This is a genomic window from Microbacterium sp. UFMG61 (assembly GCF_015354505.1).
Lineage (GTDB): Bacteria > Actinomycetota > Actinomycetes > Actinomycetales > Microbacteriaceae > Microbacterium.
The window spans coordinates 153,830-171,274 of sequence record NZ_JACAFP010000002.1 but is presented as its reverse complement, the minus strand read 5'-3'; the positions used below and the strand labels follow the sequence as shown (position 1 = coordinate 171,274).

At 69.3% G+C, this 17,445-nt stretch carries 17 protein-coding genes and 1 tRNA gene; 4 read left to right on the top strand and 14 right to left on the bottom strand.

Going from position 1 to position 17,445, the window contains the following annotated elements; all coding sequences use genetic code 11:
- Positions 1-81 precede the first annotated feature (81 nt).
- Positions 82-672, top strand: a complete 591-nt coding sequence (locus IXW21_RS02710) for a TetR/AcrR family transcriptional regulator (RefSeq protein WP_194762722.1) — start codon at positions 82-84, stop codon at positions 670-672.
- Between the two features lie 55 nt (positions 673-727).
- On the opposite strand, the gene IXW21_RS02705 is transcribed toward IXW21_RS02710, so the two are convergent.
- The 4 genes from IXW21_RS02705 to serS all read right to left on the bottom strand — a co-directional run bounded on the left by IXW21_RS02705 (position 728) and on the right by serS (position 4,291).
- Positions 728-1,996: an LCP family protein gene (locus tag IXW21_RS02705; protein ID WP_194762721.1), complete on the bottom strand. Its 1,269-nt coding sequence runs from the start codon at positions 1,994-1,996 to the stop codon at positions 728-730.
- Positions 1,997-2,047: 51 nt separating this feature from the next.
- Positions 2,048-2,132: transfer RNA gene (locus IXW21_RS02700), tRNA-Ser, on the bottom strand.
- A gap of 42 nt (positions 2,133-2,174) precedes the next feature.
- Positions 2,175-2,996, bottom strand: coding sequence for an HAD family hydrolase (locus IXW21_RS02695; RefSeq protein ID WP_194762720.1), 822 nt, complete (start codon positions 2,994-2,996; stop codon positions 2,175-2,177).
- A complete protein-coding gene (gene serS / locus IXW21_RS02690) occupies positions 2,993-4,291 on the bottom strand; it encodes a serine--tRNA ligase (protein ID WP_194762719.1) in 1,299 nt (432 codons plus the stop codon). Before serS ends, IXW21_RS02695 begins: the two co-directional genes overlap by 4 nt.
- A 55-nt stretch (positions 4,292-4,346) precedes the next feature.
- Here serS and IXW21_RS02685 point away from each other — a divergent pair, with 55 nt between their 5' ends.
- Positions 4,347-5,345 (top strand): diacylglycerol/lipid kinase family protein, encoded by a 999-nt coding sequence (locus IXW21_RS02685; RefSeq protein WP_194762718.1) that lies wholly within the window; start codon positions 4,347-4,349, stop codon positions 5,343-5,345.
- Positions 5,346-5,385: 40 nt separating this feature from the next.
- On the opposite strand, the gene IXW21_RS02680 is transcribed toward IXW21_RS02685, so the two are convergent.
- The 3 genes from IXW21_RS02680 to IXW21_RS02670 all read right to left on the bottom strand — a co-directional run bounded on the left by IXW21_RS02680 (position 5,386) and on the right by IXW21_RS02670 (position 7,932).
- Positions 5,386-6,138: a hypothetical protein gene (locus IXW21_RS02680; RefSeq protein WP_194762717.1), complete on the bottom strand. Its 753-nt coding sequence runs from the start codon at positions 6,136-6,138 to the stop codon at positions 5,386-5,388.
- Between the two features lie 59 nt (positions 6,139-6,197).
- Positions 6,198-7,658, bottom strand: coding sequence for a cardiolipin synthase (gene cls / locus IXW21_RS02675; RefSeq protein WP_194762716.1), 1,461 nt, complete (start codon positions 7,656-7,658; stop codon positions 6,198-6,200).
- A 100-nt stretch (positions 7,659-7,758) separates the two neighbouring features.
- The gene (locus IXW21_RS02670) at positions 7,759-7,932 is read right to left on the bottom strand and encodes a hypothetical protein (protein WP_194762715.1); all 174 of its coding nucleotides are present in this window, start codon (positions 7,930-7,932) and stop codon (positions 7,759-7,761) included.
- 129 nt (positions 7,933-8,061) lie between these two features.
- Here IXW21_RS02670 and IXW21_RS02665 point away from each other — a divergent pair, with 129 nt between their 5' ends.
- The gene (locus IXW21_RS02665; protein ID WP_194762714.1) at positions 8,062-9,168 is read left to right on the top strand and encodes a DUF4192 family protein; all 1,107 of its coding nucleotides are present in this window, start codon (positions 8,062-8,064) and stop codon (positions 9,166-9,168) included.
- 55 nt (positions 9,169-9,223) lie between these two features.
- Here IXW21_RS02665 and lysS read toward each other — a convergent pair whose 3' ends face one another.
- Positions 9,224-10,750 carry a lysine--tRNA ligase gene (gene lysS, locus IXW21_RS02660; RefSeq protein ID WP_194762713.1) on the bottom strand — a complete coding sequence of 509 codons (1,527 nt, stop codon included), beginning with the start codon at positions 10,748-10,750 and terminating at the stop codon, positions 9,224-9,226.
- 80 nt (positions 10,751-10,830) lie between these two features.
- Between lysS and IXW21_RS02655 the strand changes: the two genes are divergently transcribed.
- Positions 10,831-12,684 (top strand): DUF2207 domain-containing protein, encoded by a 1,854-nt coding sequence (locus IXW21_RS02655; RefSeq protein WP_194762712.1) that lies wholly within the window; start codon positions 10,831-10,833, stop codon positions 12,682-12,684.
- Between the two features lie 114 nt (positions 12,685-12,798).
- On the opposite strand, the gene IXW21_RS02650 is transcribed toward IXW21_RS02655, so the two are convergent.
- Genes IXW21_RS02650 through folB form a run of 6 tightly spaced genes read right to left on the bottom strand, consistent with a single transcriptional unit; the run spans position 12,799 to position 17,443 of the window.
- On the bottom strand, positions 12,799-13,503 hold the full coding sequence (locus IXW21_RS02650; RefSeq protein WP_194762711.1) for a DUF2520 domain-containing protein: 705 nt from the start codon (positions 13,501-13,503) through the stop codon (positions 12,799-12,801).
- On the bottom strand, positions 13,496-15,457 hold the full coding sequence (locus IXW21_RS02645; RefSeq protein WP_194762710.1) for a PH domain-containing protein: 1,962 nt from the start codon (positions 15,455-15,457) through the stop codon (positions 13,496-13,498). Before IXW21_RS02645 ends, IXW21_RS02650 begins: the two co-directional genes overlap by 8 nt.
- Complete coding sequence (locus tag IXW21_RS02640; RefSeq protein ID WP_194762709.1) at positions 15,454-16,050, bottom strand: PH domain-containing protein; 597 nt, start codon at positions 16,048-16,050, stop codon at positions 15,454-15,456. Before IXW21_RS02640 ends, IXW21_RS02645 begins: the two co-directional genes overlap by 4 nt.
- The gene (locus IXW21_RS02635) at positions 15,986-16,483 is read right to left on the bottom strand and encodes a DUF3180 domain-containing protein (RefSeq protein ID WP_194762708.1); all 498 of its coding nucleotides are present in this window, start codon (positions 16,481-16,483) and stop codon (positions 15,986-15,988) included. Before IXW21_RS02635 ends, IXW21_RS02640 begins: the two co-directional genes overlap by 65 nt.
- A 4-nt stretch (positions 16,484-16,487) precedes the next feature.
- Entirely contained in the window at positions 16,488-17,054 is a 567-nt protein-coding gene (gene folK, locus IXW21_RS02630) for a 2-amino-4-hydroxy-6-hydroxymethyldihydropteridine diphosphokinase (protein ID WP_194762707.1), read from the bottom strand.
- Positions 17,051-17,443, bottom strand: coding sequence for a dihydroneopterin aldolase (gene folB / locus IXW21_RS02625; RefSeq protein ID WP_194762706.1), 393 nt, complete (start codon positions 17,441-17,443; stop codon positions 17,051-17,053). Before folB ends, folK begins: the two co-directional genes overlap by 4 nt.
- Positions 17,444-17,445: the final 2 nt, after the last annotated feature.

Sequence of the window (17,445 nt, the reverse complement as noted above, 5' to 3'; positions counted from 1 at the left end):
TGAGCCGATGCCGCTCTGCCGACGGGGTCGGCAGAGCGGCATCATTCGTTGTCGAACGTCGTTCAGGATTAGTGTCGAGGCATGGCACGACGAGGTTCATACGCGAAGGGCGTCGCCAGACGCGAGGAGATCCTGGAGAGCGCGCTCGACGTGATCGCGACCAAGGGATACCAGAGCGCCTCGCTCAAGCAGATCGCCGAGGTCGTCGGCGTCACCCCCGCCGCGCTGCTGCACTACTTCGGGTCGAAGGAGGAGCTGTTCACCGAGGTGCTGCGCAAGCGCGACGAGCACGAGGGGCGTGACCCGCAGCAGCTCGATCCGGGCGAGGCAAAGGCCATCTTCCTCGAGGTGGTGCGCCGCAACACCCGGACCCCCGGCATGGTCGAGCTGTTCTCGAGGCTGTCGGTGGATGCCGTCGACCCGCAGCATCCGGCGCACCAGTTCTTCCTCGATCGCAGCGAGCGGCTCCGCGAGACGATCGCGCAGAGCTTCGAGGCCGACGGCGAGCGCCGCGCCGTGCTCGATCCCGAGACCACGGCGCGCGTGGTGCAGGCGGTCGCCGATGGGCTCCAGCTGCAGTGGATGATCGATCCGAGCGTCGACATGCCGGGCATCGTCGAATCTGTGCTCGAGGTGCTCTATCCCCCGGAACCGCGCCCCGAACGTCAGTGAGAACAGAGCACCCCTCCCGAATCCGGAAGGGGTGCTCTCGTACCTCAGACGTGGGTCAGCCGTCGACCTGGCCGTTCGAGCAGGTCTGCTGCGCCGCCGAGTTGCCCTTGATCGAGTTCGGCAGCGCGACGACACCGGGCGTGGTCGCGGTCGGGTCGGGAACCTCTTCCGTGGGCGTGCCCTCGGTCGGCGTCTCGACGGGAACACCGGTGTTCGGATCCTGGAGGATGACGCCGTCGTTCGCCGTGTTCTCGTGCGTGACCTGCAGCTGCGAGTTGGCGTTGATCGCGTCCCACATCGTCTGAGCCGAGTCCTTGTCCGGCACGACCCGGTTGGGGTTGTCGGGATCCGTGAACGTCGGGTACTGCAGGAAGACGATGTCCTCGAACGGCACCGACTTCACCGCGAGCGCGATCTGCACGATCTTCATCGGGTCGGCGAGCGATGTGCTCGCCTCGACGTTGTCGAGGCCGGTCGTCGCGAGCTTGAGCATCATCGGCACGTTGCCGAGCGTCTCGCCGCTGATGAGCTTGCGGGCCAGGCTCGACATGTACTGCTGCTGGTTTCCGATGCGTCCGAGGTCGCTGCCGTCGCCGACGCCGTGACGGGTGCGCAGGAACTGCAGCGCCGTGAGGCCCTCGATGACGTGGTTTCCGGCCGCGAGGTCGAGGCTCGTGTGACGGTCCTTGATCGGAGAGGCGAGGCAGACCTCGACGCCGCCGATCGCGTTGGTGATCTCGATCACACCGCCGAAGGTGACCGAGGCCGCGAACTGCACGTCCTGGTCGGTGAGGTCGGAGATGGTCTTCGCGACGCAGTTCAGGCCGCCGTCGGTGTAGGCGACGTTCAGCTGCTGCTTGCTCATCGCGGAGTGGACCGTGCCCTCGGCGTCTTCGCACTCGGGGATCGGGATCATCATGTCGCGCGGGAAGCTCACGACCGTGATGCGGCGCGGTTCCTCCGAGACATGCATGAGCAGGTTCACGTCGTTGAGCGTGCCCTCGGAGTCGCCGCCGCTGCAGCGGTCTCCGAAGTACTGGGCGTACTCCTCCTCACACGCATCGACACCGGTGAGGAGCAGGTTGAATCCGCCCTCGTATGCACTGATGTCGGGCGGCAGGTCTTCCTGACCCTCGAGGTCGACCGCGTTCGCCGACACCGTGCTCGACAGGTCGTAGACGATGTAGGCCGCGACGCCGAACCCGCTGACGAGCACGACCGCGAGGCCGATCGCGATGAACTTCAGAAGCTGGCTGACGGCACCGGGGGTCTTCTGCTGCCCATGTCGGGCGACGGTGCGGCGGCGGCGGGTGTTCTGACTCACTCGGGGCCTTTCGGTTCGGCGTTCCGGTGTGGGGACACCGTGCTCAAGAAGCGGAGGGTGTGGGATTCGAACCCACGAGACATCTCTGCCCACTGGTTTTCAAGACCAGCTCCATCGGCCGCTCGGACAACCCTCCCGACAGACGAATCTGCCGACAAGCCGTGAGTCTAGCCGAGTTCTATTCTCCCGCGCTGACCTGGGCGGCTGCTGGAAGCGTGTCGAGGGCGATCGCGAGTCCCCCTGCGTCGACATCCTCGGTCACTTCGCCTGCTGCGGCCTTGACCTCGTCGGGTGCCTGCCCCATCGCCACCGCACGCCCGTCGAGCCCGAGTGCCCACCCGAACATCCCGATGTCGTTGCGACCGTCGCCGGCCACGAGGATTCGACCGCGCTCGAACCCGAGCTCGGTGCGCACGCGCTCGAGTGCCGTGCCCTTGTCGACCCCCTGCGGAGCGATGTCGAGCCACGCCGTCCAGCCGATCGCATACGACACCTCATTGAGCCCGGCATCCGCGACGAGTCGGTGGAAGTCGTCCTCATCGTGTCCCGGCGAGACCACGACGACGCGCGAGACCGGCTCCGCGACGAGCTCGTCGAAGTCGACCTGACGACCGCCGTCGAGCGTCCAATCGTCCAGGTGCTCGGTGTACAGCCGCTTGCCGTCTCCCAGCTCGACCATGTACCTGGCCTCGGGAAGGCGCTCGCGCAGAAGCGCGAGAACGGGCGAGGGATCGAACGTCTCGACGTGCCACCGCTCCCAGTCGTCGCCCACACGGCGCATGGTGACGGCGCCGTTCGAGCACACGACGAACTCCGCCGTCAGACCGAGCAGCTCGACGTAGCGCCGCGTCGCCATCCAGCTGCGCCCGGTGGCGATCGTCACCTCATGGCCGGCATCCCGCAGCCGGGCGACGGCCTCGGGAACACCGGGGCTCATCGTCTCGTCCTGCAGGATGATCGTGCCGTCGACGTCGAGGCCGACGAGCCAGGGAGCCGTCACGCGGTCGGCTCCAAGACCTCGAGGCCACCCAGGTACGGGCGCAGCACCTCGGGCACACGCACCGAGCCGTCGGCCTGCTGGTGGGTCTCGAGCAGCGCGACGATCCACCGGGTGGTGGCGAGGGTGCCGTTCAGGGTGGCGACCGGCTGCGTCTTGGCGGCCTGGCCCTCCTGCGCCCCCGCACCGGCGGCGACCGGGCGGTGGCGGATGTCGAGTCGACGCGCCTGGTAGGTCGTGCAGTTCGACGTCGACGTCAGTTCGCGGAACGCGCCCTGCGTGGGAACCCATGCCTCGATGTCGTACTTGCGCGCGGCGCTCGACCCGAGATCGCCGGCGGCGACGTCGATCACCCGATAGGCGAGGCCGAGCGAGGTCAGCACCTCCTCCTGCAACGCGACGAGGCGCAGGTGCTCCGCCTCGGCATCCTCCGGCGTCGTGTAGACGAACATCTCGAGCTTGTTGAACTGGTGCACGCGGATGATGCCGCGGGTGTCCTTGCCGTGCGAGCCCGCCTCGCGGCGGTAGCAGGTCGACCAGCCGGCGTAGCGCAGCGCGCCCTCGCCGAGGTCGAGGATCTCGTCCTTGTGATAGCCGGCGAGAGCGACCTCGCTGGTGCCGACGAGGTAGAGGTCGTCGTCCTTGTCGAGGTGATAGACCTCGTCGGCGTGCTCGCCGAGGAATCCGGTGCCCTGCATGATCTCCGGCCGCACGAGGGTCGGCGTGATGAGCGGCACGAAGCCGTTCTGCAGTGCCTTGTCGAGCGCGAGGTTCATGAGCGCGATCTCGAGGCGGGCGCCGATGCCGCGGAGGAAGTAGAAGCGAGCGCCCGACACCTTCGCGCCGCGCTCCATGTCGATCGCGCCGAGGATCTCGCCGATCTCGAGGTGGTCGCGCGGCTCGAAGTCGAACGCCGGCACCTCGCCGACGCGGCGCAACTCGACGAAGTCGGCCTCGCCGCCGGCCGGCACGCCGTCGATGACGACGTTCTCGATGCGCGCGAGAGCGGCGGATGCCGCGGCCGAAGCCTCGTTCGACACCTGCTGGGCCTGCTTCACGCGGTCGGCCAGGTCCTTGGCCTGCGCGACGAGCGCGGCCTTCTCGTCCTTGGGCGCCTTCGCGACCTGCTTGCCGAAGGCGTTCTGCTCGGCCCGCAGCTCCTCGAACGCGGAGAGCGCGGAGCGGCGCGATCGGTCAGCCTCGAGTGCGGTGTCGACGGTGCCCTGGTCGTTGCCACGGGCGGCCTGAGAACGGCGGACGATCTCCGGGTTGTCGCGGAGGAGTGCGAGGTCGATCATCCACCAAGTCTATGGTGCGCGCCGGGCGCGTCATCCGCGCGGCTAGAGTAGCGCCATGACTCAGAGCGCCCCCGTCCGACGGCAGGCGGCACTCATCTACAACCCCGTCAAGGTCGATGAGAAGCATCTTCGCGACCGGGTTCGATCTCTGTCGAGCGATGCGGGGTGGGAGCGGCCGGCGTTCTACACCACCACGATCGACGACCCCGGTCAGGGCGTCACCGCCCTGGCGCTGGCGCGCGGGGTCTCGGTGGTCCTCGTCGCGGGAGGCGACGGCACGGTGCGCGCCGTGTCCGAGGCCATCGCCGGCAGCGGCGTGCCGCTGGCGATCCTGCCGAGCGGCACGGGCAATCTGCTGGCGCGGAACCTCGGGCTGCCCCTCGCCGATCCCGACGAGATGATCAGGGCGGCGCTGGGCGGCTTCCGCCACCCGATCGACATCGGCTGGGCTCGGCTCACCCGTGCCGACGGCGAGCACGAGGAGCACGCCTTCGTGGTGCTGGCCGGCATGGGCCTCGATGCCGACATGATCGCGAACACCCGACCCGACCTCAAGAAGTCGATGGGCTGGATCGCCTACGTCGACGGCGCCGCGAGGTCGCTCGTGACCGCGGAGCCCTTCCGTGCGGTGTTCCAGATCGACGACGGCCGACTGCACACCACCAAAGTGCACAGCATCCTGTTCGCGAACTGCGGCACCCTGCCCGCGGGCATCGCACTGATCCCCGACGCCTCGATCACCGACGGGATCCTCGACGTCGCGGTCATCCAGCCGACCGGCGTTCTCGGGTGGCTGGGCGTGTGGCGCAAGATCTGGTGGGACAACTCGGTGCTGCGCCGCTCCCGCGCCGGGCGTCGAGTGCTCGAGCGGCGGGGTCGCGATGCATCGGTGCACTACTTCCGCGGGCTGGCGGCTGAGGCCGCGGGACCGCGACCGCTCCCGATCGAGCTCGACGGCGACGAGTTCGGCGTCGCGGTGCGGGTCACCTGCCGGGTCGATCGGAACGCACTCCTGCTCGCGCTCCCGTCGGGGCATCCGGTGTCGGCGCTCTGAGCCGCCGCGCTCGACTCAGATCAGTCGCGGTCGGCGCTGATCAGCCGCGCACCTGGACGGTGCCGTCCAGCCCGCCGCCCACGAGATTCAGCGTGAAGTCGTCGTCCTCGACCTGATCGTCGCCGAACGCGATGATCGTCGCGCGGGGCGCCATGTCCATCGTGCACGCCCTGTCGTCGTCGGCGAAGGTGACGGTTCCGCTCGCGCCCGAACCCTCGATGCCCTCCACGATGGGCAGGCAGCCCGACGATCCCCAGGTGAGGAGCACCAACGAGCCGTCATCGAACCATCCGGCCGACGGCGTGTACTCGGTCGAGGATCCGGGCGCCCCGGTGAACGATGCATCGCCATCGAGGTCGACGTCGTCCGTCACATCGCCGTACGTGACCTGCAGCGTGATCTCCTTCGTGGGGTCCACCCCCTCGGGCAGTCCTCCGATGCTCGCGCGCTGCGCCATGTCAGCCGTGCACACGGCATCCGCATCGCCGGAGCCGACGAGCCCCACCGTGACGGTCTGCCCGTTCGCTGACACCGTGTCGACCTGCGGCACGCACGTCGACGACCCCCAGGTGACGACCGCGAACATACGCCCGTCGTCGAGGAGGGTCGCCTCCATGTCGTCGAAGTCGTCGCCGTCTGCGCCCGACGGGGTCGAGGGCACGGGCGTGGAACTGGGAGCCGTGGCGCTGGGCCCTGCTGTGCATCCGGCGAGCAGCAGGAGCGCGGCGGCCGAGAGCGCGGCGACGGACAGAGCAGTGGCTGGCCGGAAGGCGGCGCGTGTGGGGAGGGCCATGCCCCACAGATTATCGCTCCGACGATCTTCGGGACACCCCGTCGAGTGCCACGGTCGCGCTACTGGAGTGCCGACGTGAGACGAGCGAGGTTGTCGAGCACGGTGGAACGCAGCGGCTGCTGCTTCCACTCCTCGAGCGTGAGCTCGCGGCTGAGCGAGCGGTACTCGTCTTCGACGACCCGCATCTCGGCGACGAACTCCTCGCCGCGCACCAGCATCGAGACCTCGAGGTTGAGACCGAACGACCGCATGTCCATGTTGCTCGAGCCGATCACCGCGACCTGATCGTCGATCGTGAGGCTCTTGGTGTGCAGGATGTAGGGCTTGCGGTACATCCAGATGCGGACCCCGGCCTTGAGCAGCACCTCGTAGTAGCTGCGCTGGGCGTGATACACCATCGCTTGGTCGCCCTCTTCGGAGACGAACAGCTCGACCTCGACGCCGCGATCGACGGCCGCGGTCACCGCCAGCAGCAGCGCTTCGTCGGGCACGAAGTACGGGCTGACGATCATGATCTTCTCTTTGGCCGCGTACAGCAGCCCCAGGAAGAGACGCAGGTTGTTCTCGACCTCGAACCCGGGGCCGGACGGAACCACCTGGCAGTCCAGATCACCGGAGCCTGCCTCGGCGTGCGAGATGTCGATCTCCTGCAGCACCTCGTCGGTCTCGCTGTACCAGTCGCTCAGGAAGATCGCGTTGACGCTCAGCACCACAGGGCCGTCGATGCGCACCATCAGGTCGACCCAGTGGAGCCCCCGCTTGATGTTCTTCGGCAGGTTGTAGGTCGAGTCCGTGACGTTCTGCGAGCCGAGGAAGGCGACCTTGCCGTCGACGACGAGGAGCTTGCGGTGGTTGCGCAGATCAGGGCGCTGCATGCGTCCCCTGAGCGGCTGCACCGGCAGCATGAGGTGCCAGTGCGCGCCCATGGCGTTCAGCCGCTTGATCGTGGCGCGGTACCTGGGCTTCCACCGGTTCGCCCAGTGGTCGAGCAGCACGCGGACGTGCACGCCACGGGCGGCGACCTCCTCCATCGCGCGGAAGAAGTTGTCGGTCGACGCGTCGGACTGCAGGATGTAGAACTCGATGTGGACGTAGTCCTCGGCCTTGCGGATCTCATCGGCCATCGCGTCGAGCGATTCCTGATACTTCGAGATGAGGTGCGCGCCGTTGTCGCCCGAGAGCGGAAGAGCCCCGAGCCTGTGGTTCATCTCGACCAGCGGCGGGAAGAAGCTCGGCGCGTTCGGACGCAGCGTGCCGAAGTGCAGATGCTCGCTCGTCTCGGCGATGTACTCGTTGATCTGATCCTGCTTGCGCCGCCTGGCCCGGGGCAGACGCGGGTTGCCGATCAGCAGGAACAGGAAGACGCCGACGAACGGGATGAAGAAGACGGCGAGCAGCCAGGCCATGGCCGCCGTGGGACGCCGGTTGCGCGGGATCACGATGATCGCCGTGATGCGGATCGTCAGATCGAGGACGAGGATGAACGCCGCGATCCAGGCTGCCCAGGTGTCGGGTGTCATACCTCGTCCTCCCGACGGGCGGCACTTCGACGGGGATGCGCCTCAGTGGGCACCGGGGACGGTGCGTTGGCTACACAGTAGCGGATGGGACGGACAGAGCTCAGGAGCGCGGTGGGAGGCCCCGGGCGGCGCGCTCCTCAGCCTCGATGCGCGCGTGCACCTTGCGCTCGGTGCGGTCGAACCGCAGGATCCCTCGGATCACGAAGAAGAACACGACGCTCACACCGATGGTCGGAAGGATCGACCATGCCGCTGCGACCCAGAAGTTCTCCATGGCTCCATGGTACGCGACCCCCGGCGACGCGCGGCCCACTGCTCCTGCACATCCGCTGCCTCCCGCTCCGGCCCGTGCTCGGCCTGTGAACCGCGCCGGACAGGTCACGGACTCGACGACACTCGCCGGATGACAACTGTGCTCCGGGCCTCCGGCTCTTCCGAATTCCTCCGCATCGTCCCCTCCCTCGCCGGGTTCACTCCGCGCCGGAGCCTGGTGCTGCTCCCCTTCCGCGGCACCCGCACGTACGGAGCGATGCGCATCGATCTGCCGGACGACGGCGTCTCGCTCGAGGAGTACGCGGACGCCGCCGTCGGTCTCGTCGCGCGGGTGGAGAAGACGGATGCCCTGGCCGTCGTCGTCTACACGGACGTCGAGGCGTACTCCACGCGCGACGGACTCGTGCTGCCGTACACCGTCGAGATCGACGAGGTGCTCGGATGCGCGGCCGACAGCGGCCTGCGCATCGTGGACGCGCTCTGCGTGATGCCGTCGGGATGGGCGAGCTACCTCGACGACGAGCCCGTGCTCCGCGACCTCGAGGAGGGTGCGCCCCCGGTACCGGGCCTCGGCGACGTGTCAGGCGACCAGCTCGCCGGCACGGATCTCCCGGCTGCCGATCTGGCGGAGAAGGAGCGGGTGGCGCGTGCGCTCCGCGACCTCGACGAGCTGCTCGCCCACGGGCGGATCGGCGGGGTGACCGGTCGGGAGAACCCGCAGGCGATCGCGGCTCTGACGCTGCTCGAAGATCTGCCGGCCTTCTTCGAATCGGTGCTCACAACCCCGAGCGACCTTCCGCCGTTCGCCCACGCCGCCCTGCTGTGGTGCCTGAACCGACCGATCTTCCGCGACGTCGCGCTCACGCAGTGGGCCACCGATCTGCCCGGCGGCGTACGCACGCTCGACGCACAGCTCGCCTTCTCCGGCGGGCACGTCGCGGTGCCCGACGACCTCGGCGACGTGTTCCTGGGCAGAGGGCCCGCACCCGACCCCGCGCGTCTGCGCCGCGCGCTCGACACCGTACGCGAGTCGGCGGCCCGCGCACCTCGGCTGTCGCGGCCCGCTCCGCTCACGGTCGCCGCATGGATCTCGTGGGCGCTCGGCCGCGCGAGCCACGCCGGCCACTACCTCGATCTCGCGCGCGCGATCGAGCCCGAGTACGGACTCGCCTCGCTGCTCGACACGATGATCGGCGCCGCGGTGCTGCCCGAGTGGGCGTTCCGGCGAGGTGCGTGAGCAGCGCGGTGATCGACAGGAAAGCTCCGGTGCGGGAGTCCTGGTCGACGGCCGCTTACTTGACCAGGGGGAACAGGATGGTCTCGCGGATGCCGAGCCCGGTGATCGCCATGAGCAGACGGTCGATTCCCATTCCCATACCCCCGGACGGCGGCATGCCGTGCTCGAGAGCGCGCAGGAACTCCTCGTCGACCGGCATCGCCTCGACGTCGCCGCGGGCAGCGAGCTTCGCCTGCTCGACGAAACGCTCTCGCTGGATCACGGGATCGACGAGCTCGGAGTATCCGGTCGCGAGCTCGAAGCCGCGGATGTAGAGGTCCCACTTCTCGACGACGCCCTCGATCGACCGGTGCTCGCGCACGAGCGGCGAGGTGTCGACGGGGAAGTCCATCACGAACGTCGGGCGCACGAGGTCGCCCTTCACGAAGTGCTCCCACAGCTCTTCGACGAGCTTGCCGTGCGTGGCCTGCGGGGGCAGGTCGACATTGTTCGCCTCGGCGAAGGCGATGAGGTCCTCCACCGAGTCCTGCGGAGTGACCGTGCGACCGGATGCGGCAGACAGCGACTCGTACATCGAGATGCGGTCCCACTCGCCACCGAGGTCGTACTCGGTGCCGTCGGCCCAGGTCACGGTCGTGGAGCCGGCGACCGCGATCGCGGCCTGCTGCACGAGCTCCTGGGTGAGGGCTGCCATCTGGTTGTAATCGCCGTAGGCCTGGTACGCCTCGAGCATCGCGAACTCGGGGCTGTGCGTCGAATCCGCACCCTCGTTGCGGAAGTTGCGGTTGATCTCGTACACCCGCTCGATGCCGCCGACGACGGCGCGCTTCAGGTACAGCTCCGGCGCGATGCGCAGGTAGAGCTCGGTGTCGAACGCGTTGGAGTGGGTGATGAAGGGGCGCGCCGAGGCACCGCCGTGCTGCACCTGCAGCATGGGCGTCTCGACCTCGAGGTAGTCGTGGCTGCCGAACGTCGCTCGCAGGCTGGCGTTGACCGCGGCACGGGCCCGGACGGTGGTGCGCGCCTGCTCGCGGACGATCAGGTCGAGGTAGCGGCTGCGGACGCGCCCCTCCTCGCTGAGCTCCGAGTAGGCGTTCGGGAGCGGCAGGATCGCCTTCGACGCGATCTCCCACGCGTCGGCCATGATCGACAGCTCGCCACGGCGGCTGGAGATCACCTCGCCGTGCACGAAGACGTGGTCGCCCAGGTCGACGTACTCCTTCCAGTCGGCGAGCGATTCCTCGCCGACGTTCGCGAGCGAGATCATCGCCTGGATCCGCGATCCGTCGCCCGCCTGCAGCGTGGCGAAGCACAGCTTGCCGGTGTTGCGACTGAACACCACACGTCCTGCGACGCCCACGATCACGCCGGTTTCAGCGCCCGCTTCGAGGTCGTCGTACTCCGCACGAAGGGCCGGAATCGTGTGCGTTACGGGCACACCGACGGGGAACGCTCCACCAGCGGCATCCGCCCTCTTCGCGATCAGTCGCTCGCGCTTCGCGAGACGCACGGCCTTCTGCTCGTGCACGTCCTCTTCGGTGGCGGCGGTGGTCGGCTCGGGCGCGGCAGACGCGTCAGTCATTCGGGGCTCCTTGAAAGTCGAGTCCAGTTTACCGAGGTCTCCTCCCCCGCCCTGCGGCCGAGTCTGGGTAGCCTCGAAGAATGGCAGCCTTCCGTCTCGCCCAGGCCCTCACGACTTTCGTTCTCTGCGGGGCCGCGCTGCTCGTTCCCGCGTCCGCGGCGAGCGCCGCCGTCTCGAGCACCGCCGCAGGGACAGTCGGCACGGCGGCGAGCAGCACCGAGGCGGCCGTCCGCACCGACGTCGATGACTTCTCCTACGCGACGTGGGACGCGCACTACGAGATCGGCCTCGACGCCGAGGGACGCGCGCGCATGCACGTGACCGAGTCGCTGACCGCCCGGTTCCCCGACGAGGACCAGAACAAGGGCATCGTGCGCGGACTCCCGACCAGCTACGAGAACGCCTGGCTCGATGTCCGTGTGCTCTCCGTCACCGACGAGAACGGCCAGAGCATGCCGTTCGAGACCGACGAGGACGACGGGCTCCTCTTCGTGCTCACCGGTGACGACGACTATGTGCAGGGCCTCACGACCTACGTGATCGAGTACGAGATGCGCGACGTGATCCTCGCGGCGGACACGGGTGTCGACGAGTTCTACTGGGACCTGCTCCCCCTCGACAGCACGCAGCCGATCGAGAGCTTCCGTGCCGACATCGCTCTCGACGACACACTCGCCGATCACCTCACGGGCGACGCCCGCTGCTACATCGGCTACTCCGGTTCGACCGAGGAGTGTCCGCTGACGACCGACGGGGCGACGTTCGCCGTCGAGGCGGATGGCCTCTCGGCGGGCGAGGGCGTGACCGTCGCGATCGGGTTCGATCAGGGCACCGCCACGCAGCCCTCGGCGCGGCAGCCGAACCCGGTCACCGACACGATCCCCGCCGTCGCCGCGCTCGCCGCACTGGGCGTCTCCGCCGCCGGATGGTTCGCGGTCTCCGCCTTCACGAGGTCACGCCGGCAGGCGACCGGCATCGTGATCGCCCAGTACGACGTGCCCGACACCCTGCCTCCGCTGCTCGCCGCGGCGATCGTGCCGAAGGCGAAGGACGCGATCCCGGCCGAGATCGTGCATCTCGCCGTGCGCGGCGCTCTGCGCATCGAAGAGGGCTCGGCGGTCGTGCAGCCACGGCTGCGCCGCATCCCCGACGGACGTGGCCCCGACCAGCTCGATGCCGAAGCACTCGACGCCCTCTTCGCCGACGCCGATGCCGAGGGCATCGCCGAGCTTCCCGCCACGAGCGAGTCGTTCGCCGCGCGCATGAAGGCCCTCGCGCAGAGCGGCACGGATGCCGCAGCATCCCGGGGACTCACGACCAAAGCCCGCAGTCGAGCGGCGGTGCTGCTGCAGTGGATCGCGATCGCGCTGGTCCTGGCCGGCTTCGGGCTGGGCCTGTGGGGCATCATCAGCGGCCGGGTCACAGCGCTTCCCGCATTCATCGCGATCTGCATCGGCACGTTCCTGGTGCTCTTCTCGTCGTTCTACGCGTTCGCGCGCCACACGGTGCTCACGCCCGAGGGGGCGCGCGAGCACGAGTACCTGATGGGTGTCAAGGAGTTCATCCGAGTCGCCGAGGCCGATCGGCTGCAGATGCTGCAGTCGTATTCGGGTGCCGAGCGGCGACAGGACGGCACGGCGAACGTCATCGTCGTCTATGAACGGCTGCTCCCCTACGCCATGCTCTTCGGCATGGAAGACGAGTGGGGGTCGGTGCTCGAGAACGTGTACGCGTTCGAGCAGCGGGGCGCGACGTGGATCGGCGACCCCTCCGCCCCGTTCCTTCGGGCGCAGCTGGCAGCGTTCGCGGTGTCGTCGCACGCCGCGGCGAGTTACTCGGCACCCAGTGCGAGCAGCTCGTCGAGCGGCGGCGGATCCTTCGGCGGCGGGTTCTCGGGCGGCGGAGGCGGCGGAGGGTTCTCGGGCGGTCGCTGACTCCGTCCGAGGGTTCGGTCGGGCGCGCGAGGTCTGTCGCCGCCGTCGGGGGCTACAGCAGCCGTCGTCGGTGCATCCCGCAGCCCTCGTCGGGCGTCCCGCAGCGGTCTGCCCCTACAGCAGCGGGGTCGGAGGCGAGGCGTCGCGGAGCGCGCCCTCCACCGCCGACTGCACGAGCGCCGACAGATATCCGCCCGCGTTCTCGACGCCGATCTCACTCAGGCGCGACGTCGACTGCGCGATGATCGAGCGCGAGAACTCGGTCACCGTCTGGATCGCGTCCGCGTAGTCCGCCCTGTCGCCCTCGGCGATCACGACCGGCTCGCAACCGATCTCGACAGCGAGCGCCTGAGCGATCGGAAGCACGGCCGCGGGAGCGGTCACCGCCGCATAGCCCGCACGCAGCTGTCGAAGGTCGATCGAGGTGCCGGTGAACGTGATCGCCGGGTGCACCGCCAGCGGGATCGCCCCGCGCTCGGCTGCGGGTCGCAGCACCTCGATACCGTGACCGGGATCGGTGTGCAGCACGAGCTGCCCGAGCTGCCATCCACCGACCTCGGCGATGCCCGCGACCAGCGCGGGCAACTCGTCGTGCGGCACCGCGATCACCACGAGCTCGCTGCGACGCACGACCTCAAGCGCGTCGAGGACCGGGACGTCCGGCAGCACGGCCGAAGCGCGGTCATCGTCCGAGCCGCTCGTGATCCCCGTGACGGCGTGGCCGGCCCCCGCGAGGGCGGCACCGATCACCGGTCCGACGCGACCGGCACCGATGATGCCGACACCGAGACGCCCGTCTCGACGCGCCGGCTCACTCATCACGTGGCGCCGGCGACGCGGGCGGAGCGGACGGAGACGACGGACCTGCCGGCGGCGCAGGCGGAGTTGCAGGCGGAGCGACCGGCGGCGCAGGCGGAGCGACCGGGGGAATCGGAGCCACGTCGGGCGAGGGCGCGACCGGAGGACCTGCAGGCTCGGCAGGACGCTCGAAGGGCACGGCAGGCGCAGCAGCCTGCGGAGCCGGGTACGCGAACGCAGGTCCGGCCGGCACCGCAGGCAGGCCGCCGTCATGCACCGGCACCGCCGCGGCATCCGCTGTCGCGTGCTCGCCCCACCGGTGGCTGTGGTCCCGCTCGGCGGCGGCCACCGCGGCAGCGCTCACGCTGTCGATCAGGAACAGGGCGTCGGCGCGCTCGAGGCCCGACAGGTACCCCGTGATGAGGCCCTGCACCGAGTGCACCTGTGCACCGGACACCCGCTGCGCGCGATCGATCGGCCCCTGAGAGAGCGAGACGCCCTGCAGCCGGGCCAGCGGGAAGATCGCGAGCTTGCGCCACATCACACCGCGACGCAGCAGGAGTCCCATGTCGGTCAGGACGAAGCCATGGCGCTTCCACGAGAGCGGCCGACGCCACCACGCACGGCGGGCCATCACGCGGTAGGGGTCGCCCTCGACGGGGCCGAGGATGCCGTGCTCCCAGACGAGCTGCAGATCGGCGGGCTGCGCGTCGGGGAGGATGAGCGACAGCACGCGCTCGACATCGGCCCGCTTGCCGACGGGAAGGACGACGTTGAACTGCTGGGCGGATCCCGACGACTGCTGCGCCGCGCTCTTGCCGCTCATGCGGTTGATCCTGATGGTCCACCACCCGAACGGACGCCACAGCAGCGACTGCGTGACCTCCACGGCGAAGATGCGCCCCGGGGGCAGGGTCTCGGTCACGGTGGTCAGCAGCCCGTAGGTGATGCGGACGCCGTCGGGCGTCGGGGCGATCGAGTACCGCAGAGACTTCGAGATCTGCGCCCAGGTGATACCGACGACCGCGATGATCATCGGGATCCCGATTCCCAGCGTGATTCCGAGGCCGAGGAACCCCTCGATCGGATCGCCGTCGATCAGCGAGCCGATCACGACGCCGCCCACGGCGACAGCGAAGATCACTCCGAAGAAGACGAACCACAGCACGCTCGAGATCAGCTGCGATCCCACGAGGCGCCCGGTCGGGATCTTGACGACGCTCTCGGGCTCGACGTCGGCCAGGTCCACGCCGCCGATCAGGCCGTTCACCCCTTCGTTCATCGACCCCACGAGCTGTCCGCGTGCAGAGGCGGGCACGGCGGGGGCACCGGGAACGGCGGGGGCGCCGGGCACGGCCGCGCCGCGACGAGCCGCACGCGCTCCCGAGGCGAGACGCAGGATGTCGGCGCGCACGGATTCGGCGCGGCCTGTGGCGAGGTACTCGAGGTCGACGTTCGAGTCGTTGCCCGCCCCCACCACCTCGAGCTTGGCGAGCCCGATGATGCGGGCGGGGAACGGCCGGGTGAGGTTCACGCCCTGCACGCGGTCGAGCGGCGCGCGACGGTGCGACCGGAACACGATGCCCTTGCGCACCTCGACGTGGTCTCCGGTGATGCGGAACTGGTGGAAGCGCCAGACGAACCAGAAGATGCCGACCAGCACGAGCACCAGGGCGAGCACGCTGAGCAGAGCGATCAGGATCAGGTTGTTCTCGAGCACCCAGTCGACGGGGTCGCCGCCCGAGTAGTCGCCGTAATGCGCCTCGGGCGAGAACAGGTCGACGGCCCAGGCGATCAGACGATCGCGCATGTTGGTCAGCACGATTCCCGCGATGATGATCAGCGCCAGCCCGCCCTTGAAGAGCGGGGTGAGCGGATGCATCCGATGCCACTCGCCGTCGGCGAGGGTCGTCTCTCCTGAGGATTCCGCCGCTGCGGAAGGAGCCGGGGGCGGGGGGAGCTGTGGCTCGCTCACAGGCCGGTCCGGCGGGTCTCGGCCACCTCGATGAGCGTGTCGCGCAGCGCCTCGGAGGCGGCCTGCGTGAGCCCGGGGATCTGCACGCCGGTGGTCGCGGCGGCGGTGACCATCTTCAGCTGACTGACGCCGAACGCGCGGTCGAGCGGTCCCTGCGTGATGTCGACGAGCTGCATGCGACCGTAGGGCACGGCGATCATGCGCTGCCAGAGGATGCCCTTACGGAAGACGATGTCGTCGGAGCGCAGCATGTAGCCGATCGCCTTGGCCTGCCGAGGCAGGATCACAAGGGTGATGAGCGTGATCACCACGATCACACCCGCCGGGATCCACGCCCAGGTCTGGCCGAGGGCCAGAGCGAGCACTGCGGCGACCACGACGACGAATGCCACGAAGATCACTTTCTGCACGATCTGCGACACGACGTAGCGCGGTGAGATCTGGTGCCAGGCACCGTCGAGTTCGAGCCGCGCGGTGTTGCGCGCCGTGCGCAGCTGCGAGTACGTCCCCTGGTCGAGGGCTCCGAGGTCAGTGACCTCCGCCGAGTCCAGCGGGGCCGGGGTCTCCGGCTCGGTCTGTGGGTTCTGAGTCATCAGGATCCTTCGGCAGAGTGCAGAACTGTTCGGCGATGAGCGCGGCGATCGCGAGCACGACCGCGCTTCCGATCAGAGCCAGCATCGCCACAGTCGACCCTACCGGGGGATCGATCGGCCTGGACAGGAGGAACACGAGGAGCCCGGCGCCGAACCCCGCCATGATCGCGCCGACCAGACTCGACGCGCGAGCGAGGGTCACGGCCCGGGTGGCGCGGAACGGGTCGATGCGCCGGCCGTTGCGCACACTGGTCCGCACCGGCCACGCGACCCCGAGCGATGCGGCCGCGATGAGCAGAAGCAGCAACGGCAGCAGCAGCGACGGCGTGAAGGTGGTCCGCCCCATCGCGGTCAGCATGTGGTCGAGCAGGAACCCTCCCGCCGCGGCGAGCAGAGCGAGCACCGCGAGGAGTGCGACAGAGGTGCGCTTCATGCCGTCACTCGTCCTCGGCGTGCGGCCGCTGGGCGCTCTGCTCGTCGGCGCGCAGGCGCGCGACCAGGTCGGCGACGCGACCGTACCCCGGCAGCTCGGCGTCGGCGTCGAGGGCGAGCCACGGCTCCAGCACGAAGAGACGCTCGGCGGCGCGCGGATGCGGCAGCAGCAGTCGCTCGTCGTCGGAGGTCTCGTCTCCGTAGGCGATGAGATCGAGGTCGAGCGTGCGGTCGCCCCAGCGCTCGTGCCGCTCACGGCCGTGCTCGTCTTCGACGGCGTGCAGCATGCCCAGGAGGATCGTCGGCGCGAGGCGGGTGCGCACGAGGGCCGCGGCGTTCACATATCCGGGGGCATCGGGGTCGGGGCCGTCGAGCCGCAGGGCGACCGTCTCGATGAGGGGCGACAGCCGCACCTCGCTCACGAGGGGCAGCCGCGCGATGCGCTCGGCCGCTGCACGGATCGTCGCCTCGCGGTCGCCGAGGTTCGCGCCGAACGCCACGACCGCGGTCGCCTCGGGGCGTCCTTCGCGGGGAACGGGCTGGCCGAGCGGCGTCGTCAGGTTGCGGCTCATCGCGAGAACCCGACGGCCTGAGGCGGCTGCGCGCGGTGCACCGTGACTGCGACGTCGGCGAAGGTCAGCGAGATGGGCGCGTGCGGCTTGTGCACGGTGACCGAGACCGAATGCACTCGCTCGTCGGCGAGCGCGACGTCGGCGATGCGCTCGGCGAGCGTCTCGATGAGGTTCACGGGTTCGCCCGAGACCACCGCGGCGACCTTCTCGGCGAGCTCGCCGTAGTGCACGGTGTCGACGACGTCATCGGATGCCGCGGCCTCGCGCAGCGGCATCCGCAGCGTCAGGTCGATCGTGAACTCCTGGCCGTCCTCGCGCTCGTGGTCGTAGACGCCGTGGCGCCCGAAGACCGTGAGCCCGGTCAGGACGATCTCGTCGAGGAAATCCATGC